At 71.4% G+C, this 19,589-nt stretch carries 16 protein-coding genes and 1 tRNA gene; 13 read left to right on the top strand and 4 right to left on the bottom strand.

The features are described from left to right. Positions 1–113: 113 nt before the first annotated feature. Positions 114–347, top strand: coding sequence for a hypothetical protein (locus AVL59_RS40185; RefSeq protein WP_006136074.1), 234 nt, complete (start codon positions 114–116; stop codon positions 345–347). Here AVL59_RS40185 and AVL59_RS40180 read toward each other — a convergent pair. Further along, positions 326–1,543 (bottom strand): glycosyltransferase 87 family protein, encoded by a 1,218-nt coding sequence (locus AVL59_RS40180; RefSeq protein WP_237281957.1) that lies wholly within the window; start codon positions 1,541–1,543, stop codon positions 326–328. The two genes, AVL59_RS40185 and AVL59_RS40180, sit on opposite strands and share 22 nt — an antisense overlap. Positions 1,544–1,688: 145 nt before the next feature. Between AVL59_RS40180 and AVL59_RS40175 the strand changes: the two genes are divergently transcribed. Further along, positions 1,689–1,761, top strand: a tRNA-Ala gene (locus tag AVL59_RS40175). A gap of 121 nt (positions 1,762–1,882) precedes the next feature. Here the strand turns inward: AVL59_RS40175 and AVL59_RS40170 are convergent. Beyond that, entirely contained in the window at positions 1,883–3,493 is a 1,611-nt protein-coding gene (locus AVL59_RS40170; RefSeq protein WP_067314382.1) for an NADH-quinone oxidoreductase subunit NuoF family protein, read from the bottom strand. Beyond that, the gene (locus AVL59_RS40165) at positions 3,490–4,782 is read right to left on the bottom strand and encodes a ferric reductase-like transmembrane domain-containing protein (RefSeq protein WP_208870531.1); all 1,293 of its coding nucleotides are present in this window, start codon (positions 4,780–4,782) and stop codon (positions 3,490–3,492) included. Before AVL59_RS40165 ends, AVL59_RS40170 begins: the two co-directional genes overlap by 4 nt. A 403-nt stretch (positions 4,783–5,185) precedes the next feature. Here AVL59_RS40165 and leuS point away from each other — a divergent pair, with 403 nt between their 5' ends. The 10 genes from leuS to AVL59_RS40115 all read left to right on the top strand — a co-directional run bounded on the left by leuS (position 5,186) and on the right by AVL59_RS40115 (position 16,925). Continuing rightward, positions 5,186–8,068 (top strand): leucine--tRNA ligase, encoded by a 2,883-nt coding sequence (gene leuS / locus AVL59_RS40160; RefSeq protein WP_067314379.1) that lies wholly within the window; start codon positions 5,186–5,188, stop codon positions 8,066–8,068. Between the two features lie 208 nt (positions 8,069–8,276). Next, positions 8,277–9,014 (top strand): hypothetical protein, encoded by a 738-nt coding sequence (locus AVL59_RS40155; protein ID WP_067314377.1) that lies wholly within the window; start codon positions 8,277–8,279, stop codon positions 9,012–9,014. 72 nt (positions 9,015–9,086) lie between these two features. Continuing rightward, positions 9,087–9,932, top strand: a complete 846-nt coding sequence (locus AVL59_RS40150; protein ID WP_067314375.1) for a DegV family protein — start codon at positions 9,087–9,089, stop codon at positions 9,930–9,932. Between the two features lie 121 nt (positions 9,933–10,053). Beyond that, the gene (locus tag AVL59_RS49965) at positions 10,054–11,241 is read left to right on the top strand and encodes a ComEA family DNA-binding protein (protein WP_079147228.1); all 1,188 of its coding nucleotides are present in this window, start codon (positions 10,054–10,056) and stop codon (positions 11,239–11,241) included. Further along, a complete protein-coding gene (locus AVL59_RS40135) occupies positions 11,238–13,832 on the top strand; it encodes a ComEC/Rec2 family competence protein (protein WP_079147227.1) in 2,595 nt (864 codons plus the stop codon). The genes AVL59_RS49965 and AVL59_RS40135 overlap by 4 nt, the downstream gene beginning before the upstream one ends. A gap of 186 nt (positions 13,833–14,018) precedes the next feature. After that, positions 14,019–14,909 carry an arylamine N-acetyltransferase family protein gene (locus tag AVL59_RS40130; protein WP_067314370.1) on the top strand — a complete coding sequence of 297 codons (891 nt, stop codon included), beginning with the start codon at positions 14,019–14,021 and terminating at the stop codon, positions 14,907–14,909. Between the two features lie 11 nt (positions 14,910–14,920). Further along, positions 14,921–15,064, top strand: a complete 144-nt coding sequence (locus tag AVL59_RS52840) for a hypothetical protein (protein ID WP_208870530.1) — start codon at positions 14,921–14,923, stop codon at positions 15,062–15,064. 41 nt (positions 15,065–15,105) lie between these two features. Then, on the top strand, positions 15,106–15,351 hold the full coding sequence (locus AVL59_RS40125) for a hypothetical protein (protein ID WP_067314368.1): 246 nt from the start codon (positions 15,106–15,108) through the stop codon (positions 15,349–15,351). A gap of 86 nt (positions 15,352–15,437) precedes the next feature. Next, the gene (holA, locus tag AVL59_RS40120; RefSeq protein WP_067314367.1) at positions 15,438–16,427 is read left to right on the top strand and encodes a DNA polymerase III subunit delta; all 990 of its coding nucleotides are present in this window, start codon (positions 15,438–15,440) and stop codon (positions 16,425–16,427) included. A 102-nt stretch (positions 16,428–16,529) separates the two neighbouring features. After that, entirely contained in the window at positions 16,530–16,925 is a 396-nt protein-coding gene (locus AVL59_RS40115) for a nuclear transport factor 2 family protein (RefSeq protein ID WP_067318335.1), read from the top strand. 204 nt (positions 16,926–17,129) lie between these two features. Here the strand turns inward: AVL59_RS40115 and rpsT are convergent, their stop codons facing one another. Continuing rightward, complete coding sequence (gene rpsT / locus AVL59_RS40110; RefSeq protein WP_067314365.1) at positions 17,130–17,390, bottom strand: 30S ribosomal protein S20; 261 nt, start codon at positions 17,388–17,390, stop codon at positions 17,130–17,132. A 225-nt stretch (positions 17,391–17,615) separates the two neighbouring features. Here rpsT and lepA point away from each other — a divergent pair, with 225 nt between their 5' ends. Beyond that, entirely contained in the window at positions 17,616–19,490 is a 1,875-nt protein-coding gene (gene lepA, locus AVL59_RS40105) for a translation elongation factor 4 (protein WP_067314363.1), read from the top strand. Positions 19,491–19,589: the final 99 nt, after the last annotated feature.

Below are 19,589 nucleotides of genomic sequence, written 5' to 3'. Positions count from 1 at the left end.
CCACCCGGCTCAGCTGCCCTTCCTGCGGTTCCGCGCATGTGGCCCAGGTTCTCGGTGACAATGGCGGAATTTCCTACGTGTGCACGGCCTGCGGCCACAGCTGGAGCTGATCGATGGGTGCACACAGGCGAAAGTGCGACTGGTGCGGCAGCGGTACGCCGATCGTCCGTGACATGGAGCCGATCAATCCCGACTACCAGTACTGGTGCGAGGAATGCGCGCGGGCGCTGATCATAAAGGGCGACCCGATCGAGACCTACCGTGAGCTGGAGGGCGAGCCGATCTACGGCCGCCTGCTCGAAGAGCACTGCACACTCAAAAGGTTCTATTCCTTCGTCACCGCTTGACCCGGCTCCGACCGCAGCCGGGGCCTCGGCAACGATGTCCAGGCCAGTACGAGGAACAGCGCGGCGGCCCCTCCGTAGAGGGCCGACACGGCCAACTGGCCGCCGCTCTCGTGCAGTTCGGGCCGCCCGGGGCCGTGCGGCACCCACCAAGGGGTGTACGAGCAGAAGACCAGTGCCGTGGCCAGGGCGGCCGCCCGGTGTCCGTGCGTCCACAGCAGGAGCACCAGGGGCACGCACCACACCCAGTGGTGGGTCCACGACACCGGGCTGATCAGCAGCGCGGTGACCGCGCAGGCGCACACCGCCCAGGGCCGCCGCCCCCGCAGCTCCGCCGCCACCGCCACCGAGAGCCCCAGGGCGGCCACCACGGCCACGGACAGGACCCAGAGGGCTCCCGGGTCGGGAGTGTGCAGCAGACGGGCCATGACGCCGCGCAGGGCCTGATTGGCGGTTTCCTCCGCGTGCCCGGCCCGGTCCGGGCGGAACACCATGTCCGTCCAGAACCGCCACGAGTCGTACGGCAGGACGGCCGCCGCCAGCAGCGTCGCCCCGGCGAACGCGGTGGCCGCGCCCTGCGCGTGCCGCAGCCACGGCCTCCCGTCCCCACCCCGCAGGCGTGCCGTGACCCCGGTGGCGAGCAGGAACACCGGGAACAGGGCGGGCGTCAGCTTGACCGCCGCGGCGAGCCCGAGCCCCGCCCCGGCCCAGCGGCCGTAGCCGTCGGCGGGCCGGCGGCACAGGTCCCACAGCACCAGGGCGGCCAGCAACAGGTTGATCTGGCCGTAGCGCAGGGTCGCCCACACCGGCTCGCACCACACGGCCCCCGCCGCGACCCACCAGGCGGTCTCCACGCGCGCGTGGCCGACGAGTTTCAGCGACAGCCGTACGAGCACCACCAGGAGGGCGAGATTCCCCGCGGTGGCCAGTAACCGCAGGGTCACGGCGTCCGGCAGGGTCAGCACGGTGAACAGCAGGGCCGCGAACGGCGGGTAGGTGGTGGGCAGGCCCGCCGCGGTCGCCCGCAGGGCGTACAGGTCGCCTCCGGCCCTGACGGTGGCCCCCTCGGCCCGGTACACCATCACGTCGATCATCGACACGTGCGCGGCCCGCTGTGCCAGGCAGAACGCCGCGAACGACACCAGGCACGCGCCCACGGCCACGGGCGTCCGGCGGTGTGCTCCGGGCAACACGATCATGGTCACGAAACATGACATTAGCGTCCGTATCAGAGCAGAGCGGAAACCGATTTGGTGATGCACCCGGGGGACCGTGTAATGTTGGCGTCGCCGCCGGGGAAACCGGGCGACACGAACGACACGCGGTTCCACCGCGTGGCCGCAAGGGGCTATAGCTCAGTTGGTAGAGCGCCTGCATGGCATGCAGGAGGTCAGGAGTTCAATTCTCCTTAGCTCCACAGAAATCGAAAGCGGATCATCCGAACGGATGGTCCGCCTTCGGTGTATCCCGGGGCGTGTGGTGCCGGGGCGCAAGCCGACGACGGGTCACCCGAGCCCGGATGACCCGCCGTCGTGCGCTCAGCGTCCCAGGGCGCGGCGGCCGCGGCCCTGGGAGAGGACCGGCAGGTTGCGCGACGGCGCCTGCCCGCGCGTGTCCTCCTCGATGCGCAGCGCCAGCGCCGGACAGCGACGCACCGCACGCAGCGCCTTCGCCTCCGCATAGCGCGGCACCTGCGCCTGAGCCACCGTCGGGAAGCCGTCCGCGCCGAGTTCGAAGACCTCCGGGAGGATGTCCGCGCACAAGCCGTGGCCCCGGCACAGCGTCCAGTCGACGTAGATCTTCTGGCGGCTGGCACCGGTCTCCTCCGGCTCTCCGCCCCCCGGGAGGCCCGCAGGGGCCCTGCCTCCCTCGAAGAGCGGCAGAACGCCCTCCACGGGCCGTCCGCAGCCGTTTCCGAGGACATGGGCGGCCAGATCGTCGGTGAACGCCTTGATGGTCGACTCCAGGAACATCGCGGAACCGTCCGGGTGCGAACACGCCCCGCGCCGCTTCACGTTCTTCGCGACCTGCTTCAGCGCCTCCAGGGCGGCTGGCCCGCCGCCGTTCAGGATGTCCTCCATGCCGCGCGCGGCGGCGGGCAGACCGAGGTAGCAGGGGCCGCACTGGCCCGCGCTCTCCTCGGCCAGCCACTGCGCCACCCGCAGCGACTCGCCCAGCGGGCAGGTCTCCTGGCTGATCGGCAGGATCGCGCCGGCGCCCAGCGAACCGCCCACCGCGTCCAGGGAGTTGCGCGAGACGATCGCCTCGTTGACGGTCGCGGCGTCGATCCACTTGCCGTGGTAGCCGCCGGTCAGCACGCCCTGCGGTACGGGTGGGGCACCGGCCAGCTGCAGGACGTAGCGCAGCGGCACACCCGTGGGGACCTCGAGCACCATCGGGCGGGCGACCGCGCCGGAGACCGTCAGCATGACGGTGCCCGGCTCGTCGTACAGACCGGTGTTGCCGTAGCGCTCGGGGCCGATGCGGGCGGCGATGGCCAGCTGGGCGAACGTCTCCGCGTTCGACAGCAGCGTGGGCGCCCCGCCCACCCCGGTCTGCGAGGCGCTGATCTTGCGGCCGGGCGGGATCGCCGGACCGCCGTCGATCGAGCGGATCAGCGACGCGGCGGCGCCGGTGACCATGCGCACGGGGTTGCGCTGCACCCACGCGCGCAGCGCCGACCTGCGGCTGTTGCTCAGGCCGCGTTCGGCGAGCGCGGCCTCCATGGAGCGCTGGGTGGACTCCCGGGTGACCCCGATGACGAGCGTGCGGGCGCCGAGGGCCTCGGCGCACAGCAGGGCGCCGTCCAGGATGAGGTGCGGGGCACGGTTGATGAGCACCGTGTCCTTGCGGCAGGCCGGTTCGTCCTCACTGCCGTTGACGACGACGACCGGCCGTACCCCGCGCTTGATCGCGGACTCGGCGACCGAGCGCAGCTTCTTGTGGAAGGGGAAGCCGGCACCTCCGCGGCCCTTGAGATTGATGGCTTCGGCAAGCTGGGCGAGCTGTTCGCCGCCCAGCGGATCAAGCGGCCCGTGCACCTTCAGGTGCATGGGCAGATCAAGTCGCTCCACAAGGTCGAAACCCGACGTGAGCTGAGGAAGCCCGACCACGCGGACTTCGGGTACGTCGGGCAGGGCCTCGTTCACCTATAGCCTCCGGAAGGCATGTTCCAAGGTTCGCCCGAACCCGGCGCGTCGAACGAGGCGCCGGGGGATGGTTCGGTGGCGGGACCGCTGTTGAACGTGTCACCCGAGTTGTACGTCCCGTAGAGCGTGCCCGTCTCACCGGTGTCGTACATGTCACTTCCGCCGTATCCACCGGCGCCCGAATTGCCGTAGACGGGGATGTTGTATCCGGTGTCCTGGAGCGGGTCGTACGCCGACGGCGGGGCCTCGCCGACCGGCGGCGGGGACGGGATCGGCCAGCTGCCCGAGGTGCTGGAGGGGCCGTCCACGCGCGGCATGGCCTCCGTCGCCTGCAGGTCGAGCGGCAGGTCCATGCGCGTGGTCTGGCCGGTCGCGAACGGCTGCTGGGGGCGGCCCGGAGTGGACACCGCGCGGTAGGCCGCGGCGAAGCCGGTCGCGGGCTCCGCCGCCGCGGGGCTGTCGTACGCGGCCGCCGCGGGGGGCGTCGTCGCGTCCGGGAACGCCGCCCCGGCGGCGCGCCGGTCCTCGAAGCCCGGCAGCGCGGACGAGGCCTCCGCCCTCCGGGCCCGGCTCGCGTCCAGGTCCTCGAAGGCCTGCCGCTCCTCGGTGCCGATGATCGCGACGATCCGGTCGGCGATCTTGCGCTTCAACGGGCGCGGCGCGGCCCGCAGGGCGAGCGCCGCCATGATTCCGAGGAGGCACAGTTCGTACGACACCATGAAGAACGGCTTCGCCGGGCGCCCCGCGAACAGACCGTGGATCAGCGCCGCGCACAGGGCCGGGTAGGCCAGCATGTGCATGGCGCGCCAGCGCGCCGCCACCGGCGCCGGGGAGGCGAACTGGTTGCGCAGCGCGCCGGTGACGCCCACGAAGATCATGAGCAGGCCGGCCAGTGAACCGAGGCCGATCAGCCCCGCACTGCCCTTGACGCCGAGACCGAAGGGGATCAGCGCGGCGATCAGGACGGTGTGGCCCAGCGCCAGCTTGATCGTTACGTGCACCAGGAGGAACGCGATCGAGGCGACGGCGAGCACCCGGTGGATGGCCTGGGCGACGATCCGCTGGCGGGTGTTGAGGATGAGCCGGTCCTGGGTGACCAGGCCCCAGATCACCGAGCTGGTGAGGCTGACGAGCGACAGGACGCCCGCACCGAAGTTCAGGAAGTCCTGGAGCCAGCCGCCCCCGTACACCACCACCACGGGTATGAGCAGCAGGACGACGGTCGTCGCCACTCCATAGGCCGACCGGCCCGGTTTGGGGAGCGAGCTGTTACTACGACGAGGGTTCATGGGGGCAACTCCGAGCAGTTTCGGGAAGGCGGTCCCGCTGCCGAACTCTAAGTGGCGCCATACCGATCAGTACGAGGTTTGAGTTATTGCGTTGTTATCAAAGGACAATGTGACCGAGTCCATGTCCCTTAGTAGGTGTTACGCGAAGTAATCCTTGACCTTCGTTCAGTTCTGGTCGGGTTCGTGGCATGTCAACAAGGCATACGGAAACGCGTCGCCGCTTGCTCAAGGGCTGCGGTACCCTAGCGCCATGCGTGCCGTACGCCTTCTGCTTAGCGGGCCGCGCTGATCAGTACCGACCACCGGTCCCGACCGTGTGGCCGTCATCGGCGCGGCGTCCCCTCCTGTGCGAGGGGATTTTTCATTTCCGCAGGCAGAGACGATCGATGGAGCTTTGAGGATCATGAGCGAGACGAACCCCGCTGCCACCGCTGCCGCGTCGGCGGAGGCCGCGCCGCACCGCTACACGGCCGCCATGGCAGCCGACATCGAGGCACGCTGGCAGGACTTCTGGGACGCCGACGGCACGTACGCGGTACCGAACCCCAAGGGTGACCTGGCCGGCGACCCGGAGCTGGTCGCCAAGCCCAAGAAGTTCATCATGGACATGTTCCCGTACCCCTCGGGTGCGGGCCTGCACGTCGGCCACCCGCTGGGCTACATCGCCACCGACGTCTATGCCCGGTTCCAGCGCATGACCGGCCACAACGTCCTGCACACCCTGGGCTTCGACGCCTTCGGCCTGCCCGCCGAGCAGTACGCGGTGCAGACCGGCACGCACCCGCGCGTGTCCACCGAGGCCAACATCGAGAACATGAAGTCCCAGCTGCGCCGGCTGGGCCTGGGCCACGACAAGCGCCGGTCGTTCGCCACGATCGACCCGGACTACTACAAGTGGACCCAGTGGATCTTCCTGCAGATCTTCAACTCCTGGTACGACGACGAGGCCGGCAAGGCCCGTCCGATCTCCGAGCTGATCGCCCGGTTCGAGTCCGGTGAGCGCCCGGTTCCGGGCACCACGCGCGCGTGGGGCGAGCTGAGCGCCGCCGAGCGTGCGGACGTCCTGGGCGAGTACCGCCTGGCCTACGCCTCCGACGCGCCGGTCAACTGGTGCCCCGGTCTGGGCACCGTGCTGGCCAACGAGGAGGTCACCGCCGACGGCCGCTCCGAGCGCGGAAACTACCCGGTCTTCAAGGCCAAGCTGCGCCAGTGGAACATGCGCATCACCGCCTACGCGGACCGGCTGCTGGAGGACCTGGAGGAGCTGGACTGGCCCGAGGCCATCAAGCTGCAGCAGCGCAACTGGATCGGCCGCAGCGAGGGTGCCCGCGTCGACTTCCCGATCGACGGCGAGCACATCACGGTCTTCACCACCCGCCCGGACACCCTGTTCGGCGCGACCTACATGGTGCTGGCCCCCGAGCATCCGCTGGTCGAGAAGTTCACCCCGGCCGCCTGGCCGGAGGGCACCCACGAGGTGTGGACCGGCGGTCATGCCACCCCGGCCGAGGCCGTCGCCGCCTACCGCGCGCAGGCCGCCTCCAAGTCGGACGTGGAGCGCCAGGCCGAGGCCAAGGACAAGACCGGCGTCTTCACCGGCGCCTTCGCGACCAACCCGGTCAACGGCGAAAAGATCCCGGTCTTCATCGCCGACTACGTCCTGATGGGCTACGGCACCGGCGCGATCATGGCCGTCCCCGCGCACGACGGTCGTGACTTCGCCTTCGCGCGGGCCTTCGAGCTGCCTGTCAACTGTGTGGTCGAGCCGACCGACGGCCGCGGCACCGATGCGTCCACCTGGGACGACGCCTTCGTGTCGTACGACGCGAAGATCGTCAACTCCACGGGCGACGGCGTCACCCTGGACGGCCTGGGCGTCGTCGAGGCCAAGGCCCGCATCACCGAGTGGCTGCAGGACCAGGGCATCGGCGAGGGCACCGTCAACTTCCGCCTGCGCGACTGGCTGTTCAGCCGCCAGCGCTACTGGGGCGAGCCCTTCCCGATCGTCTACGACGAGGACGGCATCGCCCACGCGCTGCCCGAGTCGATGCTGCCGCTGGAGCTGCCGGAGGTCGAGGACTACAGCCCCCGCACCTTCGACCCGGACGACGCGAACACCCAGCCCGAGACCCCCCTGTCGCGCAACGAGGAGTGGGTCAACGTCACCCTGGACCTGGGCGACGGGCCGAAGAAGTACCGCCGCGAGACCAACACCATGCCCAACTGGGCCGGTTCCTGCTGGTACGAGCTGCGCTACCTGGACCCGCACAACAGCGAGAAGCTGGTCGACCCGGAGATCGAGCAGTACTGGATGGGCCCGCGCGAGGGCCAGCCGCACGGTGGCGTCGATCTGTACGTCGGCGGCGCCGAGCACGCCGTGCTGCACCTGCTGTACGCGCGCTTCTGGTCCAAGGTCCTGTACGACCTGGGGCACGTCTCCTCCGCCGAGCCGTTCCACAAGCTGTTCAACCAGGGCATGATCCAGGCCTACGTCTACCGCGACAACCGTGGCATCGCGGTGCCGGCCGCCGAGGTGGAGGAGCGCGACGGCGCCTACTTCTACGAGGGCGAGAAGGTCAGCCGCCTGCTGGGCAAGATGGGCAAGTCGCTGAAGAACGCGGTGACTCCGGACGAGATCGCCGCCGAGTACGGGGCCGACACGCTGCGCCTGTACGAGATGGCGATGGGTCCGCTGGACGTCTCCCGGCCCTGGGACACGCGCGCGGTGGTCGGCCAGTTCCGGCTGCTGCAGCGGCTGTGGCGCAACATCGTCGACGAGAACACCGGCGAGGCCACCGTCACCGACGCCGAGTCCGACGAGGAGACGCTGCGCGCCCTGCACAAGGCGATCGACGGCGTGCGCCAGGACCTGGAGGGCCTGCGCTTCAACACCGCCATCGCCAAGGTCACCGAGCTGAACAACCACCTGACGAAGGCCGGTGTCGCGGTACCTCGTTCGGTCGCCGAGCCGCTGGTGCTGATGGTCGCCCCGCTGGCCCCGCACGTCGCCGAGGAGCTGTGGCGCAAGCTGGGCCGCACCGACTCGGTCGTCCACCAGGACTTCCCGGTCGCCGACGCCCGGTACGTGGTGGACGAGACCGTGACCTGTGTCGTGCAGATCAAGGGCAAGGTCAAGGCCCGCCTGGAAGTGCCGCCGGCCATCTCCGATGAGGAACTGGAGAAGGTGGCGCTGTCCGACGGGAAGGTCGTCGCGGCGCTGGACGGCGCGGGCATCCGCAAGGTGATCGTGCGGGCGCCGAAGCTGGTGAACATCGTTCCCGCGTGACGGCTCCCGTGTGACAGCTCCTGCGTGACAGCACCCGGACGACGGTCCGGACGACGGTATCCGCATGGCGCGGGACGTCGGGTGCGCCCGCGTCGGGGTGATTCCCTACGGGTGGGTTCGGGGTTTTTCTGGAACTCCGGACCTGCCCGTCGCGTTTACTGTGGAGAGCGCGGCGGGCAAGGCCCGCATCGGCCGGAGGAGGAGCGCCATGGCAACTGTGATCACCGTGTTCGCACTGCTCTTCCTGATCTTCATCGGCCTCGGCGCGTACGCCACCGTCAAGGCGGTCGGCGCCGCCAAGCGCGGCGTGGACCGCACGATCGCACAGGCCCGCCGTACGGTCGAGGACCACACCCTGCGTGCCAAGTCCTTTGCCCAGCCCGGCCCGGCCGGTGAGATCGCCCAGCTGCGCCTGACCCTGCGCACCTCGATGCGTGCCACCCAGGACGCCCTCCACGCGGGCACGGCCGAGGACGAGTCACTGAAGGAGTCCGTCGGTCTCTTCGAGCGGCTCAGCACCCACGGGCACGAACTGGATGCCGAGCTCAAACGCCTTGAGTCCGAGCCGGACCGGGCCACGCTGGCCGCGCGACTGCCCGAGCTGCGCCACCGCACCGAGCGCATCACCAAGTCCGCGGACTCGCTGCGCTGGGCCGCCCGCGACCGGGCCCGCCGCTTCGCCGACGACGACCTGGACGCGCTCAGCACCCAGATAGACGTCGAGGCGGGGGCCCTACGGCACTGGACGCAGACCGAACCCGGTCCGGAACCCTCACCGTGGCCCGACGCCACGGCCGCCGCCGACGACCCGGCAGCGCGGCAGACCTGGTCACCGGCACCCGGGGCCCGCCCTGCCGACGAGCCGACGGCGCCGGCGATCACCCAGCCGACGCGGAGCCAGGCCTACCCCTGGCAGAAGAAGCCCCGCCCCGAGAGCACCACATGACCGCTCCGCCCCCGGCCCGGACTGCGGGGGCCGGGCTGCCGCACGCGCACTACGGCAGGTAACCTCCAGCTCATGTCCCGCCATGTCGCGATCGTCACCGATTCAACGGCCTACCTGCCGCCGCTGACGATGGAGCGCCACGGCATCACAGCGGTGCCCCTGACCGTGGTCCTCGGTGACCAGGCGCTCGAAGAGGGTACCGAGATCTCGACCCGTTCCCTGGCCCAGGCACTGCAGAAACGGCGGCCGGTGACCACCTCCCGACCCAGCCCTCAGGTGTTCGCGGAGACCTACCGCAGGGTCGCCGAGTCCGGCGCGAGCGGCATCGTCTCCCTGCACCTGTCCGCGGAGCTGTCGGGCACCTACGACGCCGCGGTCCTCGCGGCGCGCGAGGCACCGGTTCCGGTGCGGGTGGTGGACACCGGGATGGTCGCGATGGCCCTGGGTTTCTGCGCGCTCGCCGCGGCCGAGGCCGCGGAGGCGGGCGGCACGGTGGACGAAGCCGTGACGGCCGCCGAGAAGCGGGCCGCGGGCACGTCAGCCTACTTCTACGTCGACACGCTCGACTATCTGCGCCGCGGCGGCCGCATCGGTGCCGCACAGGCCCTGCTCGGTTCCGCGCTGGCCGTCAAACCGCTGCTCCAGCTGGACGGCGGCCGTATCGAACTCCTCGAAAAGGTCCGCACGGCGTCCAAGGCGATCGCCCGCCTCGAGGAGATCGCCGCCGACCGGGCGGGTGGTGCCGAGGTCGACATCGCCGTGCACCACCTGGCCGCCCCCGACCGGGCCTCCGCCCTCGCCGACCGGCTGCGGGCGCGGGTGCCCGGACTGGCCGACCTGTATGTGAGCGAGGTCGGCGCGGTGATCGGGGCGCACACCGGGCCCGGGCTGCTGGGAGCGGTCGTCTCACCGCGCTGACGCCCGGCTCCCCGGGCCCGCCGGCACTCGTGTGAGTGACGGAGTTTTCCACAACTCGCCGGTAATCCCCGGGAATTGATCAAGATCATCGCGAAGCGGCGAGATGCCCGATGCTCGTCGCATGGCACTTCGATCACGTTCACGCACAGCCAATCCGACCAGCGGACCGGGCCGCGGCCCCGCCTCCGACGGGCGCCTCCGACGGCGCCGCACCGACCGCGGCCCCGCCCGCCACCGGGCGCCCGCCCAGGCGGAGGAGCTGCGTCGCCGCGCGGAACTCCTTTTCGGTGAACGAGCCGTGCAATGGCGCGAGTCGGCGAACGCTCCACCGCACGCGCAGACTCCCGCACCTACGGCGACCGTGACGGGAGCGGCGCCCGGGTTGCGCACAGCGGCGGTGACGGCGGCGCCCGGGGTACGTCCGGCGAGCACGGCGCCGCCCGGATCGCGTGCGGCGGGCACGATGCCGCCCCGAACGGGCAGGGCGCGCGCTCCGTCCACTGAGCCCCGGCCGGCTGTCAGGACCACCGAGGAGGAACTGACCGGTCGGGCGCGACATTCGGAGCCGACGGAGCCTCTCGTACCGAGTCTGCGGGAGCGGGCCGGGCTCGCTCTGCGGGAGCGGTTGCCGGTGTGGTTGCAGCTGCGATGCGGCGTGGAGCGGCGGGGAGTGGTCGCGCTCGCAGTGGTGCTAGTGGCAGCCGTCGTCTTCGCCGTCCAGCACTTCTGGGCCGGCCGGACGCAGCCTGTGAGCGCCCCTCGAGTGGTGCGTGCGGAAGCGCCCTACGCCAAGAAGGACGAAGAGGCGAAGTCCCGCGGCTCCGTGTCCCGCGGCTCCGTGAGCTCGGCGGCGACCGCGGCCGGCGAGATCGTCGTGGACGTCGGCGGCAAGGTCCGCAGGCCGGGGATCCGGCGGTTGCCGGCCGGTTCACGCGTGGCCGACGCGCTGCGCGCGGCGGGCGGGGTCCGGCCGGGCGTGAACACCGACGGGCTCAACCGGGCCCGCTTCCTCGTGGACGGCGAGCAGGTCCTGGTCGGCGGACCTCCAGGGGCGGCGGTCGCTCCGCCCGGACCGGGGAGTGGTGCGGGCTCCGCCCCGGCGGGTACGGGACCCGCGGCCCCGGTCTCTCTCAACACGGCGACCGCGGACCAGCTCGACACCTTGCCCGGAGTCGGCCCCGTGCTCGCCCAGCACATCATCGACTACCGCACCCGGCACGGTGGTTTCCGCTCGGTGGGAGAACTGCGCCAGGTCAACGGCATCGGCGATCGTCGCTTCTCCGACCTGCGCAGTCTGGTGCGGCCATGAGCGGCGCACCGGACCGCGAGCTCTCGCGGCGCGGAGAAGCCTATGCGGCCTGGAGCAGCCCCACCGATCAGCGGCCACCGGCCCCGGCCGACCTGCGTCTGGTGCCGCCCGCACTCGCGGTCTGGGGGACGGCGGCGCTGACCGTGGACGCCGCGCCGGGCTGGAGCGTCGGGATCGCCATCGCCTGCCTGGTCGCCGGAGTCGCCGTGCTGTCGGCATCGAGGCCGGAGCGGTCGAGGCGGTCGTGGGCTCGGCTCGGCCGGCTCCGTGCCCCGATCGCCGCCGTGCTGCTCTGCGTCGCCGCGGCCGCAGCCTCGGCGGGGCTGCACGGAGCGGACGTACGGCGCGGGCCGGTGCCCGAGCTGGCCCGCCGGTTCGCCACCGTGACCGCCGAGGTCGAACTGACCGGTGATCCCTGGCTGAGCAGACCCCGGGTGCGGGGCGATCACGCGGCGCCGATCGCGGTGCTGGCCAGGGCGGAGGTGCTGCGCGTGGAGGAGGGCGACGGGGCGGGTGTGCGCACACGCAGCCCTGTGCTGGTGGTGGTCGACGCCGATGTTCCGGGGCCACGGGCACCTCCAACGGCGGATGCGTCCGCCGCGCCCGCCCCGCCGGGCCCGCGCGGTGCGCGTCCGGCCTGGCTCGGGCTGCTGCCGTCCACGCGGCTGCGGGTGCACGCCCGGCTGGCGCCCGCCCTGACCGGCGGCGACCGGACCGCGGCCGTACTGCGTGTGCGGAGCGAGCCGGCGCCGCAGGTCGTCGCGGGGCCGAGCGGGCCGCAGCGGCTGGCGGGACGGCTCAGGAACGGGCTGCGGAAGGCGACCGACGGGCTGCCGGGCGACGCCCGAGCACTGCTGCCCGGACTGGTCGTCGGGGACACCTCGCGGATCACCCCGGAACTGGACGAGGCCTTCAGGGAGACGGATCTGACACACACGCTGGCCGTCTCCGGCAGCAACCTCACGATCCTGCTCGCCCTGCTCATCGGGCCGCCCGGTCTGGCCCAGCGCGTCGAGCGCCGTGGACTCGCCCCGCGCCTGGGGCTCTCGCTGCGGACGACCGCGCTGCTCGCCGGAGCGCTCACGCTCGGCTTCGTGATCGTGTGCCGGCCCGACCCCAGCGTCCTGCGGGCCGCGGCCTGCGGCACGGTCGCCCTGCTCGCCCTGGCGACAGGACGCCGCAGATCCCTGATCCCGGCACTGGCCACGGCCGTCCTGGTGCTGGTCCTGTACGACCCGTGGCTGGCGCGCAGTTACGGCTTCCTGCTCTCCGTGCTGGCGACCGGCGCGCTGCTCGTGCTGGCGCCCCGCTGGAGCGAGGCGCTGCGGCGGCGCCGGGTGCCTGCCCGGTTCGCCGAGGCGCTGGCCGCGGCCGCCGCCGCGCAGGCCGTGTGCGCGCCGGTGGTGGCGGTGCTGTCGGCCAGGGTGAGCCTGGTGGCGGTGCCCTGCAATCTGTTGGCCGAGGTGGCGGTCGCCCCGGCCACGGTGCTGGGGTTCGGAGCGCTGGCGACGGCTCAGGTGGCGATGCCGGTGGCCAAGATGCTGGCCTGGGGAGCGAGTTGGCCCGCCGCATGGATCGCGAGGGTCGCCCGGACCGGGGCGGCGCTGCCCGGTGGGGGTGTGGACTGGCCGGGGAGCTGGGCCGGGGCGCTGTTGCTCGCGGCGGTCACCGTGGCCGTAGTCCTGGCCGGGCGGCGGCTGCTGCGCCACCCCTGGTTGTCCGGCGTGCTCGGCGTGCTGCTCCTGCTGGCGGTGGTGCGGCCGGTGCCGCTGACCCGGGTCATCACGGGGTGGCCGCCGCCGGGCTGGCGGTTCGCGATGTGCGACGTGGGCCAGGGCGACGCGACGGTGCTGGCGGCGGGCGAGGGAGCGGGCGTGGTCGTGGACGCGGGACCCGATCCCGCGCTGGTGGACCACTGCCTGCGGGAGCTGGGCATCACCCGCATCCCCCTGGTCGTCCTGACCCACTTCCACGCCGACCATGTCGCGGGCCTGCCCGGCGTCCTGCGGGGCCGCTCGGTGGCCGCCATCGAGACCACGGACTTCGAAGAACCGGCGGACCAGGCCGAGTTCGTGAGAAAGGAGGCGGCCGAACGGCACATCCCGCTCACCCGGGCCGCGGCCGGGGAGGAACGGCGCACCGGAGCGCTCGCCTGGCAGGTGCTGTGGCCGCCCGCGGCCCCACCTCCCAGCCAGGGCCCGACGCCGGAGCCGGACGGCCCGAACGACGCCAGTGTCGCCTTGCTCGTACGGTCCGCCGGACTGCGGCTGCTGCTGCTCGGGGATCTCGAACCCCCGGCCCAGCAGGAGCTGTTGAGGTCGCCGCTGGCGGCCGAACTGGCCGGCGTGGACGTCCTGAAAGTGGCCCATCACGGCTCGGCCTATCAGGACCCCGACCTGATACGCCTGGCGGCTCCCCGGGTGGCACTCATCTCTTGCGGCGCCGACAACCCTTATGGCCACCCGGCACCGGCGACCGTGGCCGCGCTGCGGGCCGGCGGCGCGATGGTGCTGCGCACGGACCGCGACGGGGCACTGGCGGTGGGCGGGACCGGAGGGGCGAGAGGGGAGGTGCGGGTGGCCCGGGAGTGAGGGAGGCGAGGCGGGCTGGCGGCTTCGGCCGATCGGACGGAGGCAGCCGGGACCATGGAGGACGAGGCGTCCGGAGCAGGGACGTGAGGAGTCGGAGGACCGGCCGGCACCCACGGCGGCTGACCGGTACCCCCTGGACGCGGCCGAACCCGGCACCATGCGGGAGGCTGGGCACAGACTGGGGGTATGAACTCAAGCCAGATCGACGCCTATCTCCGCCGGCTCGGGGCCGAGCGCCCGCAGCGGCCCACCGCCGAGGCGCTGCGCGAGCTGCACCTGCTCCATCTGCGGACCGTCCCCTTCGAGAACCTGTCGATCCACCTCGGTGAGGAGATCGTGCTGGAGGAGAAGCGGTTGCTGGACAAGGTGGTCGAGGCCCGACGGGGTGGCTTCTGCTACGAACTCAACGGCGCGTTCGGGGCGTTGCTCGCCGCCCTCGGCTACGAGGTCGAGTTGCTCGCGGCGCGGGTGTACGGGGACGAGGGGCGGCTCGGGATCCCGTACGACCACCTCGCGCTGCGGGTACGGACGGAGGACGGCGGTGACTGGCTGGCCGATGTCGGGTTCGGGGCGCACAGCCACTTTCCGCTGGCGTTCGCGGAGCGCGGGGAGCAGGCGGACCCCTGCGGGACGTTCCGGGTGGCGGAGGCCGGCCCGGACGCGGCCGGCGTGCGCGACGGCGGGGGCGGCGCGGCCGGGGCGGTGGACCTGGACGTCGTACGGGACGGCAGGCCGGAGTACCGGCTGGAGCGGCGGCCCCGGGTGCTCGGGGACTTCGTGTCCGGGGCCTGGTGGCACAGCACCTCGCCGCAGTCGCACTTCACCCGGTCCCTGGTGTGTTCACGGGTGACCGAGGACGGAGGACGGATCACGCTCAGCGGGCGGAAGTTGACCACGACGGCGGCCGGCGGAAGGAAGGAGACACGGGAACTGGGCACCGACGAGGAGGTGCTGGCGGTGTACCGAGAGCGATTCGGGATCGGGCTGAGCTCCGTACCGGCCGTGCGAAACCGGGACCGGGACGACCGGCGGCCCGGCGGCTCACCGCCGAACTCCACCGCGACGACTTCACCGTGAGCCGGCGGGGCATGCCGGCGCGGGGCATCGTGATGGTGGCCGGGCCGGGCGTCCGGGGCGGCCTCGACGTACCGCTCGTGCCCCGGGGGCGGCCGCTGGTGCGGGCGGTGCGGAGGCGGGTACGGGCCGTGCGGCGGCCGGTGCCCGAGGGTTGACCTGGAGCTTCGGTACCGGCGGGGTGCCGGAGAATGGGCCCGTGAGTGATGTGAGACATGTGCTGGTGCTGCCCGACCGTGATGCCGCCGAGGAGGCGGCCGAGGCGCTCAGGGAGCGTTTCGGCCTCGACGAGGAGCCCCAGCTCGTCCGGGACGCCCTGGCCGGCGAGGACGACGCCGAGGACGCCCAGTGGCTGGTCGTCCTGCACGACGCGGGTGAACGCCTGGACCCCGCCGAGCTGGACGCGTTCGCGGGGGAGTGGGACGGCTGGCGCGAGGAGCCGTGACCCCGAGACGGACTCCGGGTGCGGTCGGGGACCTGTCGGGGTGCGCGGCCGGTTCGTTGTCAGTGCCGCGTGGGATGCTTTGAGCGATGGCCAGGAAGACTGCGAATGACGACCCTCTCGCCCCGGTGACCGTTGCCGTGGGCCAGGAGGACCTCCTGCTCGACCGTGCCGTGCAGGAGGTGGTGGCCGCCGCCAGGGCCGCCGACGCCGACACGGACGTACGAGACCTCACCCCGGACCAGGTACAGCCCGGCACACTCGCCGAGCTGACCAGTCCCTCGCTCTTCGCCGAGCGCAAGGTCGTGGTCATACGCAATGCGCAGGATCTGTCCGCCGACACGATCAAGGATGTGAAGGCCTACCTGGGGTCTCCCGCCGAGGAGATCACGCTGGTGCTGTTGCATGCGGGCGGTGCCAAGGGCAAGGGGCTGCTGGACGCCGCGCGCAAGGCGGGGGCGCGTGAGGTGGCCTGCCCGAAGATGACCAAGCCGGCGGACCGGCTGGCGTTCGTGAGAGGGGAGTTCCGCTCGTTCGGGCGGTCGGCCACGCCCGAGGCCTGCCAGGCCCTGGTCGACGCGATCGGCAGCGACCTGCGGGAGCTGGCGTCGGCGGTGGCGCAGCTCGTCGCCGACGTCGAGGGGACGATCGACGAGGCCGTCGTCGGGCGGTACTACACCGGGCGGGCCGAGGCATCCAGCTTCACCGTCGCCGACCGGGCCGTGGAGGGGCGTACCGCCGAGGCGCTGGAAGCGCTCAGGTGGTCGCTGGCGACCGGCGTCGCGCCGGTGATGATCACCAGTGCGCTCGCGCAGGGCGTGCGGGCGATCGGCAAGCTGTCGTCGGCGCGCGGCGGCCGGCCCGCCGACCTCGCGCGGGAACTGGGCATGCCGCCCTGGAAGATCGACCGGGTGCGGCAGCAGATGCGGGGCTGGACGCCCGACGGGGTCGCGGTGGCACTCAGAGCCGTCGCCGAGGCCGACGCGGGTGTGAAGGGCGGCGGCGACGACCCCGGGTACGCCCTGGAGAAGGCGGTCGTGACCGTCGCCCGGGCCGCACGCTCCAGGGGACGCGCCTAGGGCGGGCCCGGCCGCGGCGGTCCGGTCGCCCGGCGGTGGCCTGCGAGGAGAATCGTAGGTGTCAGCCGTCCATCGCCGAGGCACTGGAAGGTGGCGGTCGCCATGGCTGAACATCCGCATGCGACGTTGGTCCGTAAGAGTTACGACGCCTTCTTCCATGCCGACCTGGACGCCCTGCGCGAGCTGATGACGGCGGACGCCACCCAGCACGTGCCCGGCAGTCACCCGGTCTCCGGTGACTTCAAGGGCCAGGACGCGGTCATCGGCATGTATCGCCGGCTCTTCCAGGAGACGGGTGGCAGTCTGCGCGCCGACCTGCGCGACGTGTTCGTCGACGGCCGGGGCCATGCCGTCGCCCTGCACCACATCACGGCGGAGCGGGAGGGCAGGCGGTATCACGAGGACGGGTGCCTCGTCTTCCGGATCGTCGGGGACAAGATCACCGACATCGACCAGTGCGTACCGGACATCGACCTGGACAACGCGTTCTGGGGGTGACGCACGAGCCGTGGGCGGCCATGCCGAAGGCCCCGCCGCCCACCCTGGGGAAGGGAGGGCACCGGGGCCTCGGACCAAGCTGGCGAGCCCGTTCCCGCGTGGCGAACGCAGGCCGCGAACAGGCTCTGGGGTGCCGGTCGGGAGCGGATGAGAGAGGGCCCGCTCTGGGTCCTTCCGGCGGTCAGATCAGAAGGAGGTTCAGCCCTAGAGGGACGAGACCTTGGAAGCAAGCGCCGACTTCTTGTTGGCGGCCTGGTTCTTGTGGATGACGCCCTTGGAGACGGCCTTGTCGAGCGCACGAGCGGCAGCGCGCTGCAGCTCGGTGGCCTTCTCGGTGTCACCCGCGGCAGCGGCCTCACGGGCCTTGCGGATCGCGGTCTTCAGAGAGGACTTGACGGCCTTGTTGCGCAGCCGGGCCTTCTCGTTGGTCTTGATCCGCTTGATCTGGGACTTGATGTTCGCCACGAAGGAGCCTTTTCAGGTTCTGGTGCGGGGCCGCTCGGGTCCCGTACCGGTGATCCAAAATTTCCTGTCGCGCCTCGCGCCGAGTGGGCATGAGGCACAGCCATCTACAGTACCAGTGGCCCTCCGGGCGGCCCAAAACGGTCCCCGGTCGCTCCGCGTGGGACCATGGAGACTACGTATCGATCCGACCCGAGGCATAAGGCGCCTCAAGAGACAGGACCCTGCGTGCCCGCGACCCCTAACCATGTGCCCGAGCCGAGCCGTACCGCCCCGGCTCTGATCCGCAATTTCTGCATCATCGCGCACATCGACCACGGCAAGTCCACGCTCGCCGACCGGATGCTCCAGCTGACCGGTGTGGTCGAGCAGCGGCAGATGCGTGCTCAGTACCTCGACCGGATGGACATCGAGCGCGAGCGCGGCATCACGATCAAGTCCCAGGCGGTGCGTCTGCCCTGGGCCCCGACCGAGGGCCCCGACCAGGGCACGACGCACATCCTCAACATGATCGACACCCCGGGGCACGTCGACTTCACCTACGAGGTCTCGCGGTCGCTGGCCGCCTGTGAGGGGACCATCCTCCTCGTCGACGCCGCCCAGGGAATCGAGGCGCAGACCCTCGCCAACCTCTACCTGGCGATGGAGAACGACCTCACGATCATCCCCGTACTGAACAAGATCGACCTGCCCGCGGCCCAGCCGGAGAAGTTCGCCGAGGAGCTGGCCAACCTCGTCGGCTGCGACCCGGAGGACGTTCTCAAGGTCTCCGCCAAGACCGGCCTCGGCGTGGACGCGCTGCTCAACAAGGTCGTCAAGGAGATCCCGGCGCCGGTCGGGGTCGCCGACGCGCCGGCCCGCGCGATGATCTTCGACTCGGTCTACGACTCCTACCGCGGTGTCGTGACGTACGTCCGTGTCATCGACGGCCAGCTCAACAAGCGCGAGCGCATCAGGATGATGTCGACCGGCGCGACCCACGAGCTGCTGGAGATCGGCGTCAGCTCACCGGAGATGCTTCCGGCGGACGGCCTCGGCGTCGGTGAGGTGGGTTACCTCATCACCGGTGTGAAGGACGTGCGCCAGTCCAAGGTCGGTGACACCGTCACCAGCCAGGCCAAGGGCGCCACCGAGGCGCTCGGCGGCTACAAGGACCCGAAGCCCATGGTCTTCTCGGGCCTGTATCCGCTGGACGGCTCCGACTACCCCGAGCTGCGCGAGGCCCTCGACAAGCTGCAGCTCAACGATGCCGCGCTGGTCTACGAGCCGGAGACCTCCGCCGCGCTCGGCTTCGGCTTCCGTGTCGGCTTCCTCGGTCTGCTGCACCTGGACGTGATCCGGGAGCGGCTGGAGCGCGAGTTCGGCCTCGACCTGATCGCCACCGCCCCCAACGTGGTCTACCGCGTGGTCATGGAGGACGGCACCGAGTACACGGTCACCAACCCGAGCGAGTTCCCCGAAGGCAAGATCAACGAGGTCTTCGAACCGGTCGTACGGGCCACCATTCTCGCGCCCACCGAGTTCATCGGCTCGATCATGGAGCTGTGCCAGACCCGGCGCGGCACCCTGCTCGGCATGGACTACCTCTCCGAGGACCGCGTCGAGATCCGCTACACGCTGCCCCTCGCGGAGATCGTCTTCGACTTCTTCGACCAGCTGAAGTCCAAGACCCGCGGCTACGCGTCCCTGGACTACGAGCCCACGGGCGAGCAGACCAGCTCCCTGGTCAAGGTCGACATCCTGCTGCACGGCGACAAGGTGGACGCCTTCTCGGCGATCACCCACAAGGACGCCGCGTACGCGTACGGGGTGCGGCTCGTCGCCAAGCTGCGCGAGCTCATCCCGCGGCAGGCCTTCGAGGTGCCGATCCAGGCCGCCATCGGCTCCCGGGTCATCGCCCGCGAGACCATCCGCGCCATCCGCAAGGACGTCCTCGCCAAGTGCTACGGCGGTGACATCTCCCGTAAGCGGAAGCTGCTGGAGAAGCAGAAGGAAGGCAAGAAGCGGATGAAGATGGTGGGTTCCGTGGAGGTTCCGCAGGAGGCCTTCATCGCGGTCCTGTCCAGCGATGACAGCGCGGGGTCGGCCAAGAGCAAGAAGTAACCGCGAGTAACAACGGCTTGCGTGTGCAAACCGGGTACAACGGGGGCTCGTCATGCGAAAGCGCGGCGGGCCCCTACGCGTGGGTAGCGTCGCTCTGCG

This window comes from Streptomyces griseochromogenes (assembly GCF_001542625.1).
GTDB lineage: Bacteria > Actinomycetota > Actinomycetes > Streptomycetales > Streptomycetaceae > Streptomyces > Streptomyces griseochromogenes.
This window is presented reverse-complemented; position numbering and strand designations above follow the sequence as displayed.

What these genes read in the sequence shown, in the direction of transcription:
- AVL59_RS40115 (WP_067318335.1), top strand. Translation starts at nt 16,530, where the DNA reads ATGGCTGAACATCCGCATGCGACGTTGGTCCGTAAGAGTTACGACGCC.
- AVL59_RS40135 (WP_079147227.1), top strand. Translation starts at nt 11,238, where the DNA reads ATGAGCGGCGCACCGGACCGCGAGCTCTCGCGGCGCGGAGAAGCCTAT.
- AVL59_RS40180 (WP_237281957.1), bottom strand. Translation starts at nt 1,543, where the DNA reads ATGATCGTGTTGCCCGGAGCACACCGCCGGACGCCCGTGGCCGTGGGC.
- AVL59_RS49965 (WP_079147228.1), top strand. Translation starts at nt 10,054, where the DNA reads ATGGCACTTCGATCACGTTCACGCACAGCCAATCCGACCAGCGGACCG.
- AVL59_RS40165 (WP_208870531.1), bottom strand. Translation starts at nt 4,782, where the DNA reads ATGAACCCTCGTCGTAGTAACAGCTCGCTCCCCAAACCGGGCCGGTCG.
- leuS (WP_067314379.1), top strand. Translation starts at nt 5,186, where the DNA reads ATGAGCGAGACGAACCCCGCTGCCACCGCTGCCGCGTCGGCGGAGGCC.
- AVL59_RS40185 (WP_006136074.1), top strand. Translation starts at nt 114, where the DNA reads ATGGGTGCACACAGGCGAAAGTGCGACTGGTGCGGCAGCGGTACGCCG.
- AVL59_RS40130 (WP_067314370.1), top strand. Translation starts at nt 14,019, where the DNA reads ATGAACTCAAGCCAGATCGACGCCTATCTCCGCCGGCTCGGGGCCGAG.
- holA (WP_067314367.1), top strand. Translation starts at nt 15,438, where the DNA reads ATGGCCAGGAAGACTGCGAATGACGACCCTCTCGCCCCGGTGACCGTT.
- AVL59_RS40150 (WP_067314375.1), top strand. Translation starts at nt 9,087, where the DNA reads ATGTCCCGCCATGTCGCGATCGTCACCGATTCAACGGCCTACCTGCCG.
- AVL59_RS40155 (WP_067314377.1), top strand. Translation starts at nt 8,277, where the DNA reads ATGGCAACTGTGATCACCGTGTTCGCACTGCTCTTCCTGATCTTCATC.
- AVL59_RS52840 (WP_208870530.1), top strand. Translation starts at nt 14,921, where the DNA reads ATGCCGGCGCGGGGCATCGTGATGGTGGCCGGGCCGGGCGTCCGGGGC.